The organism is Planomicrobium sp. CPCC 101079 (assembly GCF_007859275.1).
Lineage (GTDB): Bacteria > Bacillota > Bacilli > Bacillales_A > Planococcaceae > Planococcus.
The window spans coordinates 118,021-129,746 of sequence record NZ_VOHC01000028.1; the positions used below are offsets into that span (position 1 = coordinate 118,021).

The window sequence follows — 11,726 nt, forward strand, 5'->3', positions numbered from 1 at the left end:
CTTGAATTTAAATCAACTAAAAACTGGCAGCAGTCTAATGGCTTAGTAAAACGAAACAAAACTATAGGCAAAAAGTGGTGTAGCCTAATTAAAAAGTATAAAGAATTTTCTGTCAACTAGTAAGTCTAACCTATAGGAAAGAAATTTAATTTCCTAATAAAAAGATTGCTAATAACTTTTTTACTTGAAAAGAAAACCCTTTTTTGCCAGAAATTTTCGCAGGTCCGTGCGGTGCGGCTTGTTAAGGAAATGAGCCATTTGCTGTGTCCATGTGATTGCTTTTTGGTTGGATGTACGATTTTGATAGTAAGCGGAAATGGTGTTGTCATATTCCGGCAATAACGTTTGATATTTCACTTCATCGTATTCGTTTTCGTGCAAAATCGCTTCTACCGGCAAACGCGGTTTTACTTCATTCGCTTCATTCGGCACACCGACGGTCAGACCGTAAACCGGAAAAACACCTTCCGGCAATCCGACCAGTTCACTGATTGCTTCCATATTATTCCGGACTCCACCAATATAGCAGATGCCATAACCTTTGGATTCCGCTGCAAGCGCCAAGTTCTGCGCTAGCAGACCGACATCTGTAACTGCCACGATCAAATTTTCAGCATGATCAAAAACGACAGGTTCCCCTTGCATAGCTGATGCATGCTTTAAGCGATTGTAATCGGCACACATCAGAAGTACAGCACCAGCACCTTCCATTTGTTTAGGATTGCGGGACAGCTCCCCTAACTTTCTCCGTTTTTCCGGATCGGTTACCCAAACGATGGAATAAGCTTGTACAAAATGCGAACTTGCTGCGTGTTGAGCTGCTTCGATCAATTCACTGACTTCTTCACGAGATAATTGTTTTTCTTGATAATCACGCACTGATGCGTGAGACTTCATAAGATTGATGACCATTTTACTTTATTCCCCTTTCGATGCTTTCTTCTATCCTATCAAAAACTTTGCATCGATACTCTTTCAACGTTTTTTGCTACAATAGTCATTATAGAGGTGAATCGATTTGAAGCATGTGAAAATCGCTTTTTCCGCCCTTTTCTTGCTGGTACTCGGCGGTTTTTTGTTTATTTGGCTACGCAACGAAGTGGCGTTCCGGGAAGAAATCAAAGAACGGCCCGCCCCGTCAAGCCTCCACCCAATTGTTGAGGAAAAGAAAGATGAATTGATCGAGAAAGCCGCAGACCGCGGAATTGAGATCCTCATCACAGATGATTTCCGCTCCATCGATGCGCAAAACAATTTACATCGCCAAGGACGCAGCGAACCTGGGAGGATCGTAACGCATGCCAAAGGCGGCGAGTCCTACCACAATTACGGCCTGGCAATCGATTTTGCGCTTCGCTTGCCAGATGGAGATGTTGTATGGGATACAAAGCGCGACGGCAATGGAAACGGAAAAGCCGATTGGCTGGAAGTTGCAGACATCGCCAAAGAACTCGGATTTTCGTGGGGCGGCGACTGGCGGAACTTTAAAGACTATCCTCATTTGGAAATGACTTTCGGCTTATCGATCGACGACCTGCAAAAAGGCTGGCGGCCTGAAGACGTCATGGAATAGGAAAAGAGCACCCTTTTTGGGTGCTCTTTCACTTTTATGGCGAACCTGCATATTTCTCGCCGAACTTGCGTAATCTTCAATTTCTGTCTACAACTCCTGCCGCAATGCCTGGATAACGTCGATTTTCGTCGCTTTCCGTGCCGGCCGCCATCCGGATACCATCGCGACGCCGATACTGATCAGTGACGCAATAAGCACTAGCTGCCACGGGATTACCGAAATCAGAATCGTGAAGTCGCCCATTTCTTCATCACCCATGGAACTTCTGATAATGATTGGAACAAGCCAATTCGCCAAAAAGCTGAGGCCGTACGAAATGACGACAGCAAATACGGTGCCGATGATGCCGATAGCGGCACTTTCCATCAGAAAAAGCTTTTGGATCAACTTTGGCTGTGCACCGATAGCCTTCATGACGCCGATTTCACGTGTCCGTTCGGTGACTGCCATCGTCATTGTGTTAAAAATTCCGATGGAAGCAATCAACACCGCTATGGTACCGACGAAAATCAAACCTGCTTTCAATGCCGTGAAGAACATATCCATCGAGCTCAGTTCCTCAGTGACAGAATACACATAGTACTCTTTGTCTTTTAATGTCTTTGTGATGGTCCCGACATTTTGAAGATCATCCGCATAGACTAGAATTTCATTAAAGCTTTCGGCAAGAGACAGTTTGCTGTTGAATTCCGCTCCATACGAGTCATCAATGTATACTTTATTGTTAATAATCCAATCCTTTCCGGGCTCATCCATGATGCCTGAAACCGTGAATTTCCAAGTTCCAGATTCTGCGCCTTCTTCATATGGGGTCAGTTCAAGTTCAAACGTCTGGCCGATGACACTGCCTGCGAACCCTTTCGCCTCTTCTCCGTTGTCTACTTTCTCCTGCTCTTCTTCCGTTAGCAAAGTCTGTGCAAAATGATAGCCAACCAAAACTTCATCATTCGATTTCGGCATTTCGCCTTCCGACAGCACGAGACCAGCTTTCCGTTCTTCTTCAAAATCCACTAGGACCGGTGGAACAAATCCTTTTCTTTCAGCAAGTACTGCAGTCGCTTCCGCTTCCGGGCTGCTGCGTTTGACGGTTGCTATCACGTGATCGATTTCCCGCATCGCCTGAATTTCTTTTTCACTGATTTTTTCTTCAGAATCCTCTTTTCCCGCTACTTGAATTTCCGTCACCTTCTGGTTATTCAGCACATCGTCCGTGATTGTTTTATGCAAGCCGAAACCGACTGAGGCCAAGACAATCAAAAACGCACACCCCATCATTGCTGCAAGTATAGTCGTCGCCACCCGGAGCTTATTGCGTTTCATATGCTGGCGGATAAAATCGATTTGGTCTTTAAATTGCATGACGTTTATCCCCTTTCACCAATTCACCGTCGTGGAGCCGGTATTGCCGGTGCGCCACATTGGCCACTTCTTCATCATGCGTAATAATGACGAATGTCAATTCAAGTGATCGGTTTAAAGATTGAATCAATTTTAAGATATCTTCTTCCGTTTCGGAATCCAAACTGCCTGTCGGCTCATCAGCAAGCAGAATCGGCGGGTCTGTGACCAGAGCGCGGGCGATACTGACGCGTTGCTGCTGACCACCTGATAATTCGTTCGGATAATGGTCGGCTACCGCCGCAAGCCCCACCTTTTCTAATAATTGCTGTACTTTCTTCCGTCTTTCGCCTTTAGCCACTCCTTTGATTTTCAGCGGCAGTTCAACGTTCTCAAAAGCGGTCAATCCCGGCATCAACTGGAAATTCTGAAAGATGAAACCGAAGTTTGCCAGCCGGAAATCGGCCATTTCCGCTTCGTTTAGCGTTGCGGTTTCTTGTTTATTCACTTTTACCGAACCAGATTCCGGCGGCATGAAACCGGCCAGCACATTCAATAGCGTCGATTTCCCCGATCCGCTTTTCCCAAGAATTGCGACTATCTCGCCTTTGCCCACGTTTAGCGTCACACCTTTCAGAACCGGAACACGGCGCTCTTTTCCTTTTTTCCCAATTGCAAATGTATGCTGCAAATTTTGAATCTCAATCATTTTACTGCCCCTCTCTGCTTCATGACTTTAGTATAGAGGGCAAATCTTAATAAATAAGTAGGCCTTTTCTGAAGAAAATCTTAAGAATAAACAATAAAAAGAAAGAGCCCGCTATGAGCCCTTTCTTTATTTTCCCGTGCTATTTCAATTCATCCACCGGATCAACCGTATTCTTGATCGCCGGCTTCCCCGCTTCTACCAACACTTTATTGCGCATCAAAAACAATCCTTGTGCCAACATCAAAAAGCCGGTGCCAATCAGCAGCCATTCAATTCTGAGCAGCAGGTGAGACAATCATCAGCAAGGCTTGAATGGTGCTGTTTGTGCCATTCACCCTTGTCAGTTGGTCTTCGGGCACAATTTGCGGAAGAATCGCCCCAACTGCCGGCGTTTGAATCCCTGTCCGACAGCACGAACGGCGGACACCACAAATAATAGCCACAGGTCATCAAAGCCTATCAAGAAAAGTATGGCCAATATCAATGTGAAAATTGCAACCAGTGCATCAGACAAGATAATCAGCATTTTTCGGCTATAGCGGTCTGCCCATACCCCTGCAACTGGAGACAAAAAGAAGGTAGGCAGAAATCCGCAGATAACAGAAATTGTCATCATGACTCCTCATTGGGTTGTTAATGTGATATGCCAGATAATGGCATATTGCACCAATGAAGAGCCAAACAGTGTGATATTCTTTTTCCATTTCTCGTCAAAAGCTTTAGCAAATGTTTTCATTTTGCTTTACCCCTTACTCTGGCCTCGCTTTGGTTTATAGCAAGAAAAAGCATAGGCAAATCGCCTATGCTTAAAGCAAATGGATATGTTTAAAGAAATTCACAGGTGCTCTTTTATTGTTTCATTGGCCGCGTGCCCAAGCAATGCGCGGATCGATTTGTCTCGACATGCGCACCATTACGGGCTTAAAGCCTAGCCGCGGCCAAAATGACGAAGCCAAATGATTGGGGGTGTGCCAATCAGCAAAAACAAAGTTGAATCCTTCGTTTTTCAGTGCTGTAAAACAATGATTGGCGAGCGCACGGCCGATTCCTCTTCCGCGCAGGTCCGGATTCGTAGAAGCCGCCGGAAGTTCTGCGCAATTAACAGGTGCCACCATGCTAAGCGGATTTTCTTTCTGAAAATACACATGGAACCCCGCAACCCGCTCTCCTTGTTCAGCGAGCCATAAATAAGCTGACTGGTCTTCTGATAAGGCCTCGTATGCATTTTTGATATCATGCATTGTTTCTTTTGTGATCGGCAGCCAAGAAGGTGCCGCCGCTTGGTGGATGCTGTTCCAAAGCGCCATTTTCTTCAGGAGCGGCGCATCTTCTTTGCCGCCACGCCGGAATGCCAAGTTCGGCTTTTGTGCAGGCTGTTTCGGTTCAAAATCGTCAAGCGGCAAAACTGCGTATTTTTGTTCATAATAAAATGATTGGTTGAGCCATTGTTCCACGATCGCCGGATTGCCAAGCGGCACCATCAGCACATGCCGGAAATAGCCATGCTTGATCCATTCCGCTCCTGCATCCGCATATAGAAGGCGCAATAAACTTGGATTTTCTTTTTCACTGATGGCAATCGCTTCGTAATCCATCCACACATACCGTCCGCGCTCTGGGTCTTCTTTAAACTCATAAAGCAAATATCCGATCACTTCAATTCCTCTGACCGCTACAATGCCGCTGATGTATGGGCGTTCCAACATTTTTCGGATGACGTTTTCTGCTTCGTCGATTTCTTCGAAACTCTCAGGCAGAAACGTAAAGCTTTTCCGCTCCCGCTCGTGCCGTTTTGCCAATAACGTCGCCATTTGGCGGATATGAGTTTCTTCGACCCCTATAAATTGAATCATGGCCCCTCACTCCTCTGACTGAAGTTTCACTTCTAAAATCCGATACTGGCCAGCTTCCACTCTTTCTCCAAAAACCACCGGAACCGGCTCAACAAAAATTGGCCCATCAATAATAACCGTATGGAATTCCCCTTCTTCCCCACAGGCATCAATGCCGAGGGCTTCAAGCTCCTCGATCAATTCTGAGCTAAATTCCCGTCCTAAAAACCGTTCATCCATGCGTTCCACATCGACTACTGTAATCACTGCCTTGAAGCCTTCATCGACCAATTCTTGCAATAAGGATTTTCTTGGCTCCTGCCATAACGGATGGAAAAGTTTCATTCCCGCTTCAGCACTCACTTTTTCTATCCATTTCAAGTGGTCTTCCAAGTCGATATCACCGTAAACGCCCATTTGAACCCCTTCTTGCCGAAAGCTCTTTAACTGCTCAATAAATTCCTTTTCATATCCTGCCCAGTCGGCTTTGCCAATAACGAGTGGAAGTCCCATACGTTCTGCTTGCGCTTCCATTACATCCAACGGCAGCCCATGCGACCGTGATTTGGATCCGTCCTTTTCAAACATCGTAAACAACGCAACAGGAACATGCCCTTCCAGGACTGCCCGGTAATATGCAAGCGCAGAATCTTTCCCGCCGCTCCATGACATAAAAAATGATTTTTGCATTTGGCACCTCTTTTATTTAATGGTTCTTATTTTATAAAATTCGACAGCCGACGAGTAAATTCCTTTGTCCTTGGACGTTTCAAATGAGAGGAACCAAGCACGAAAGCTGCTTCAATTTATCAGCATTGACTTGCGCGCTTACTTTTCCAGACATAAAGAGAACGGCCAAGACAGGTCTTGGCCGTTCTCTTTTCATTAATTATTTTCCGACCATGTTTTCAGGGCGTACCCATTCGTCGAATTGTTCTGCTGTTAAATGCCCACTTTTCACTGCAGATTCTTTCAATGTCGTACCTTCTTTGTGGGCCTGTTTTGCGATTGCTGCCGCTTTTTCATAGCCGATATGCGGATTCAACGACGTTACCAGCATCAATGAATTGCTCACATGGTTCTGGATCACATCAAGATTTGCTTCGATTCCCACTGCACAATTGTCATCAAAGCTGATCAAGCTGTCCGTCAGCAAGCGTACCGATTGCAGGAAGTTATACGCAATCACCGGTTTAAAGACGTTCAACTCGAAGTTTCCTTGGCTCGCTGCAAATCCGATTGCTGCGTCATTGCCCATTACTTGGACCGCTACCATCGTCAATGCTTCACTTTGAGTCGGATTGACTTTCCCTGGCATGATAGAGCTGCCCGGCTCGTTTTCTGGAATTGTAATTTCGCCGATTCCGCTGCGCGGGCCGCTTGCCAGCCAGCGAACATCGTTGGCGATTTTCATGGCGTCGGCCGCAAGTGCTTTGATGGCACCGTGCGTGTAAACCATTTCGTCATGGCTTGTCAGCGCATGGAATTTGTTTTCAGCAGATGTAAATGCTGCACCGACCGCTTCTGAGATAAATTCTGCAACAGAAGGGCCGAATGTCGGATCTGCGTTGATGCCTGTTCCGACCGCTGTACCGCCGATTGCGAGTTCGCGCATTTCTTCAACGCTCGCACGGATCATGCGCTCGCTTTTCTCGAGCATATGTCTCCAGCCGCTGATTTCCTGGCCGAGTGTCAATGGCGTCGCATCTTGAAGGTGCGTACGCCCGATTTTGATAATGTCATCGAAGCGCTTCGATTTTTCATCAAGCGTTGCTTTTAATTTTTGGATAGCCGGAAGCAAGTTCTCCGTCACTGCCAAAACGCCTGCCACGTGCATCGCTGTCGGATATGTATCGTTTGAGCTTTGCGACATATTGACGTCATCATTCGGATGCAGTTTTTCTTCCGATCCTTGCTCTGCCAAAATTTCGTTGCCTCGGCGTGCCAGTACTTCGTTCATGTTCATATTCGATTGTGTGCCGCTGCCAGTTTGCCAAACGACTAATGGGAAATGGTCGTTCCATTTGCCTTCGATCACTTCGTTTGCAGCTGTTTCGATCGCTTTCATTTTCGCTTCAGCTAATTTGCCAAGTTTATGGTTTGCTTTTGCAGCCGCTTTTTTCAATTGGGCAAACGCCATGACTACTTCATGCGGCATGCGTTCTGTACCGATCGCAAAGTTTTGGAGGCTGCGCTGCGTTTGTGCTGCCCACATTTTGTCTGCTTCTACTTGAATTTCGCCCATCGTGTCTTTCTCTATACGATATTGCATTCCATTCACTCCAATTCATATGTCGTTATGTAGCCTTCTCTTCTATTAAACACAAGCGGCCCGAAAAAAGCGACCTTTCCAGTTAAAAAAGCCCCTAATTTTGCTGCATGAAAAAACCTTCGATAACTTCTTCGTCCGAATGCGGGATAGATTCGCCTTTAACAATTTGCGCCCCGTTAATATTTCCGCTGGACAGCAGAATAATATCATTTGGCCCGCTTTCTTTTAAAGCTTCGATAACCCCTTCACGGCGGGAAGGAGCTGTCCGCACTTTTTGCTTGTAGGGAACCGACAGGCCTTTCAGCACTTCATTTATAATGTCCTCCGGATTGTGGAATCCGGGATGATCCACTGTCACTACCAATACATCGGCCTTTCCTTCTGCAATTCTGCCCATTTTCGGCATTTTTCCGAAATCACGGATTCCTACTCCAGCTATCAAAGCGATAAGCCGATTATGCGGCAATTTCCTCACTTCCTTCAGCACCAAGTCCAAAGCTACCGGTGTATGCGCATAGTCGAGGATGATCTTTCGGTCTTCCGGCCCCTTGATCACTTGAAAGCGCCCTTCAACTTGCGGCATTTTGGGAAGCACCTGAACAATCTTGTCGATCGAAGCGCCAGCCAGCAGCGCTGCGCCAATTGCTGCTGTCAGATTGGCGGCGTTATACTCGCCGTAAAGCGGGACATGAATTGGATAGGACTGCCCTTTATAAAGCAAATCAAACACCAATCCGTCTTTTTGGCTCTTGCAATTCGCCCATACTAAATCAGCACCGGACTCCGGATAGCGGCTGTAGGTAAGTAAAGGATAATTCACAACATCTAAAATTTCCTGCGCCATTCCTTTATCATCAAAATTAATGACCGCATTTTTTGCCTGAGAAAACAATTGAAGCTTACACTGTAAATAATGTTCGAATACTTTATGGTATTCCATATGCTCTTCTGAAATATTTGTATGGATTGCGACATCAAAAAGAATGCCTTCCACCCTTTTTTGGTCTAGTGCAATAGAAGAAACTTCCATCGATGCGGCTTGGTCTCCAAAAGCGTCCAGTTGCGAAAAAATATTATGGATATCCGAAGACATGGGGGTAGTCGGCGTGCTTTTTTTATACTCGATCTTACCGGCCGAATTCCAAATACCAGTCGTCCCGAGAAAACCGCAAGGGATTCCAAGCAGATTAAATAAATGATAGACGTAAGTGGCCGTTGTTGTTTTTCCATTTGTTCCTGTGACGCCAATTTTAATGAATTGATCTTGTACCTTGTTATAAAACTGGGCAGAAGCATAAGCCAATGCGGTGCGGGAATCTTCCACTACTGCAAAAGTCAGCATATGGTGGGCTTTTGCATAGGTTTCTAATATTTGGCGGTCCGTTCCGATAATCGCAGTAGCCCCTCTTTGAATGGCTTCTTCTATATAGAGGTGCCCGTCTGTATTTTCTCCAGACACACAAAAGAATGCGGAACCGTCGGCAACTTCCTGCGAGTTATATACAATGGAACTAATTTCCTGTGTTTCGGGGCCATAGCAGGCGATAAGCGAAAATTCTGGAATTCTGTTGAATTGTATATTCATTAGCTGCTCCTTTTAACAAAATAACTCATTGAATAGATAAATTTATCCTTTGATTACCATTATTCTATCATTTTAACAGGAGCCAGAGAACCGTTTCTGGAATCCATTTGCTTATATACTGTATTTTCGTACTATTCGACTAGGATAACCATTTTTCATAACGCTTTTTGGATAAAGTACAGCCTTTAACTGCCGGCATATGGAAAAACACTCCTATTCATGGAAGCGCCTCTCTAATAATCAAGTAAAATTGAACCAAAAAGGCGCAAAAGCTGTTTAGCTTTTGCGCCTTTTGAGAAATAATTTAACTGCCTTTTTACTTTTCTGCCTGCTTATTAGCTGTTTCATACTGCAGCTGCTTGATTGTCTCGGCGTAATCGGATTTACCCGTCAAGCTTTCCAGCATATCGCGGACATCAATGCCTGAGGATTCTTTTAGCGTTTCTTGCAGCGACGACATCAAATTGGTGGCATAAGCCGTCACTTTATTGGCTCCGCCGCCTTCTCCACCGCCCGTATCAACCACAGTGATTTTGTCGATATTAGAAAGCGGGCTTGCAATTTCTCTTGCGTATTCTGGCAACATTTTAACAATCATGTCGAGAGTTGCAGCCTGTCCATACATTTCAAACGCTTCCGCAATTTTGCGTTTTGCTTCCGCTTCAGCCAAACCTTTCATGCGGATGATATCCGCTTCCGATTCACCTTGGGCGCGCAAGGAGTCGGCTTTCGCCAAACCATCGAGGCGCACTTTCTCTGCATCCGCTTTTGCCATTGCTTCCACACGATATTTCTGTGCATCGGCTACTGTCAGTTGTTTTGATTTTTCTGCTTGCGCAGCTTGTTCAACAGCATAACGGTCGGCATCCGCTTTTTTCTTCACTTCGGAATCATACTGGCGCTCACGGCGCTGAATTTCTTTTTCTTCCAATTCAATCTGCTTCTGGCGCTCAATGATGCGGATCTGCATTTCCTGCTCGATAACTTCCTGTTTCGAACGGGCTGTTTCAAGCTCATATGCCTGATCGGCACGGGCTTTCGCGCTGTCCTGCTCGCGCCGGTACTCTGCGACTTTCAGCAAATTCTCTTTCTCCGCTTCCGCAATTTCGGTTGCACGCTGAATTTCGGCGCGCTGCGCATCTTTGCCTGCTTCCGCCCGTTTGATGCGTGTCTGCATTTCCGATTCGGCCGTCGCGATATCGGCATCCCGTTTCACTTGCGCAATGCGCGCTTTACCAAGCGAATCCAAGTAGCCATTTTTGTCGCGCACGTCTTTGATGGTAAAGGAAACAATGTTCAATCCCATTTTCGCTAAATCATGCGAAGCAACGCGCTGCACTTCTTGAGAAAACTTGTCGCGGTTTTTGTAAATTTCTTCGACAGTCATGGAGCCTAAAATGGAGCGCAAATGGCCTTCAAGCACTTCTTTCGCTTCATTTTCGCGGTCTTGTTTGGATTTGCCTAAAAATTGCTCCGCCGCAGTGGCAATTTCAGTGATGGAACCGCCGATTTTGATGATGGCCGTGCCATCCGCCATGACGGGAACCCCTTGTTCCGTGTACACTTCAGGCGTTGTCACTTCCAGCTTGCTCGACAGTAAACTGAGCGGTGCCGCCTGCTGGAAGATTGGAAGCAAGAATGTCCCGCCTCCTCTAATAATTTTAATGCGGTTTCCGGAATCGTCGGTATGGACATTTTTGGAGCCTAAATAACTTCCTGTCACAATCAATGCTTCATCCGGTCCCACCGTCTTGTATTTTGTAATATAGACGCCGATAATCGCCAATAACACAAACGCTGCTATTCCCACTGCAATCAAACCCATTCCGATCTCCATTTCCATTCCCCCAATCATTTTTTCTCCCCAAAACTAACCGGGATATAAGCCCTTACATAAAGGGTATTGTCCTTGACGTCTATGATTAGCACTTGCTCGTCTTGGCCGATGGCTTCGTTGTCATAACCTGCTGCCCGCTTGGCGATCATGCCGCCATAAGTTTCCATGACGACTTCCCCATACCCATTTTCCGGTATCGGAATAATTACCCGCGCAACCTGGCCCAAAAGCGACTCTTCTGTATATGCGATGGATGATTCAGCAGAAGACAGCGGCAATAAAACAAAGAAATAAAGCAAAAAGTCCAAGAGTGCCGCCGCTGCTAAAGAAACGCCAAGTATGGCTAAGCTGCTCAATTCTGTTCCGATTTCGAGCAAATATCCTGTCGCAGCTGCCAAGGTGAAGAATGTCAAGATGACTGTCGGATTTAAAAAAGGAAGCGCATCTCCTCCGTCAGCAACGTCGCCAAAAAACACGTAAAGCACTGTCAAAGCCCCAGCGATAATCAGGGTGTACATATACAGTTGCTCCATGGCCAGCCCCAACAGTTCCATTCCAAAACCTCCCATTCCAGTTATTT

General features: G+C 46.0%; 11 protein-coding genes and 1 pseudogene. 1 reads left to right on the plus strand and 11 read right to left on the minus strand.

Annotation, left to right across the window (positions count from 1 at the left end):
- Nucleotides 1-180 precede the first annotated feature (180 nt).
- Nucleotides 181-912, minus strand: a complete 732-nt coding sequence (gene nfsA / locus FQV28_RS12700; RefSeq protein WP_146496871.1) for an oxygen-insensitive NADPH nitroreductase — start codon at nucleotides 910-912, stop codon at nucleotides 181-183.
- Nucleotides 913-1,018: 106 nt separating this feature from the next.
- On the opposite strand from nfsA, the gene FQV28_RS12705 reads away from it, so the two are divergent.
- The gene (locus tag FQV28_RS12705; RefSeq protein ID WP_146496872.1) at nucleotides 1,019-1,573 is read left to right on the plus strand and encodes a M15 family metallopeptidase; all 555 of its coding nucleotides are present in this window, start codon (nucleotides 1,019-1,021) and stop codon (nucleotides 1,571-1,573) included.
- Nucleotides 1,574-1,660: 87 nt separating this feature from the next.
- Here the strand turns inward: FQV28_RS12705 and FQV28_RS12710 are convergent, their stop codons facing one another.
- The 10 genes and pseudogenes from FQV28_RS12710 to FQV28_RS12750 form a co-directional block, all read right to left on the minus strand.
- Nucleotides 1,661-2,932, minus strand: a complete 1,272-nt coding sequence (locus FQV28_RS12710; protein WP_146496873.1) for an ABC transporter permease — start codon at nucleotides 2,930-2,932, stop codon at nucleotides 1,661-1,663.
- A complete protein-coding gene (locus FQV28_RS12715) occupies nucleotides 2,922-3,620 on the minus strand; it encodes an ABC transporter ATP-binding protein (protein ID WP_146496874.1) in 699 nt (232 codons plus the stop codon). Before FQV28_RS12715 ends, FQV28_RS12710 begins: the two co-directional genes overlap by 11 nt.
- Nucleotides 3,621-3,759: 139 nt before the next feature.
- Nucleotides 3,760-3,915, minus strand: coding sequence for a hypothetical protein (locus tag FQV28_RS19260; RefSeq protein ID WP_186763870.1), 156 nt, complete (start codon nucleotides 3,913-3,915; stop codon nucleotides 3,760-3,762).
- Nucleotides 3,905-4,356: pseudogene (locus tag FQV28_RS12720) on the minus strand (MFS transporter); the annotation flags it as partial. The gene FQV28_RS19260 and the pseudogene FQV28_RS12720, both read right to left, overlap by 11 nt.
- A gap of 121 nt (nucleotides 4,357-4,477) precedes the next feature.
- The gene (locus FQV28_RS12725) at nucleotides 4,478-5,473 is read right to left on the minus strand and encodes a GNAT family N-acetyltransferase (protein WP_146496875.1); all 996 of its coding nucleotides are present in this window, start codon (nucleotides 5,471-5,473) and stop codon (nucleotides 4,478-4,480) included.
- A gap of 6 nt (nucleotides 5,474-5,479) precedes the next feature.
- Nucleotides 5,480-6,142, minus strand: a complete 663-nt coding sequence (locus FQV28_RS12730; protein ID WP_146496876.1) for a Dph6-related ATP pyrophosphatase — start codon at nucleotides 6,140-6,142, stop codon at nucleotides 5,480-5,482.
- 199 nt (nucleotides 6,143-6,341) lie between these two features.
- Nucleotides 6,342-7,724 carry a class II fumarate hydratase gene (gene fumC, locus FQV28_RS12735; protein WP_146496877.1) on the minus strand — a complete coding sequence of 461 codons (1,383 nt, stop codon included), beginning with the start codon at nucleotides 7,722-7,724 and terminating at the stop codon, nucleotides 6,342-6,344.
- A 94-nt stretch (nucleotides 7,725-7,818) separates the two neighbouring features.
- Nucleotides 7,819-9,309, minus strand: coding sequence for a UDP-N-acetylmuramoyl-L-alanyl-D-glutamate--2,6-diaminopimelate ligase (locus FQV28_RS12740; RefSeq protein WP_146496878.1), 1,491 nt, complete (start codon nucleotides 9,307-9,309; stop codon nucleotides 7,819-7,821).
- A gap of 316 nt (nucleotides 9,310-9,625) precedes the next feature.
- The gene (locus tag FQV28_RS12745) at nucleotides 9,626-11,152 is read right to left on the minus strand and encodes a flotillin lipid rafts scaffold protein FloT (protein ID WP_146497116.1); all 1,527 of its coding nucleotides are present in this window, start codon (nucleotides 11,150-11,152) and stop codon (nucleotides 9,626-9,628) included.
- A gap of 8 nt (nucleotides 11,153-11,160) precedes the next feature.
- Nucleotides 11,161-11,700: an NfeD family membrane protein gene (locus FQV28_RS12750; protein ID WP_146496879.1), complete on the minus strand. Its 540-nt coding sequence runs from the start codon at nucleotides 11,698-11,700 to the stop codon at nucleotides 11,161-11,163.
- Nucleotides 11,701-11,726: the final 26 nt, after the last annotated feature.

Bases quoted from the DNA above. Each gene is read 5' to 3' on its own strand.
- FQV28_RS12745 (WP_146497116.1), bottom strand. From the start codon at position 11,152: ATGGAAATGGAGATCGGAATGGGTTTGATTGCAGTGGGAATAGCAGCG.
- FQV28_RS12740 (WP_146496878.1), bottom strand. From the start codon at position 9,309: ATGAATATACAATTCAACAGAATTCCAGAATTTTCGCTTATCGCCTGC.
- FQV28_RS12715 (WP_146496874.1), bottom strand. From the start codon at position 3,620: ATGATTGAGATTCAAAATTTGCAGCATACATTTGCAATTGGGAAAAAA.
- nfsA (WP_146496871.1), bottom strand. From the start codon at position 912: ATGGTCATCAATCTTATGAAGTCTCACGCATCAGTGCGTGATTATCAA.
- FQV28_RS12730 (WP_146496876.1), bottom strand. From the start codon at position 6,142: ATGCAAAAATCATTTTTTATGTCATGGAGCGGCGGGAAAGATTCTGCG.
- FQV28_RS12725 (WP_146496875.1), bottom strand. From the start codon at position 5,473: ATGATTCAATTTATAGGGGTCGAAGAAACTCATATCCGCCAAATGGCG.
- FQV28_RS12710 (WP_146496873.1), bottom strand. From the start codon at position 2,932: ATGCAATTTAAAGACCAAATCGATTTTATCCGCCAGCATATGAAACGC.
- FQV28_RS12750 (WP_146496879.1), bottom strand. From the start codon at position 11,700: ATGGAACTGTTGGGGCTGGCCATGGAGCAACTGTATATGTACACCCTG.
- fumC (WP_146496877.1), bottom strand. From the start codon at position 7,724: ATGCAATATCGTATAGAGAAAGACACGATGGGCGAAATTCAAGTAGAA.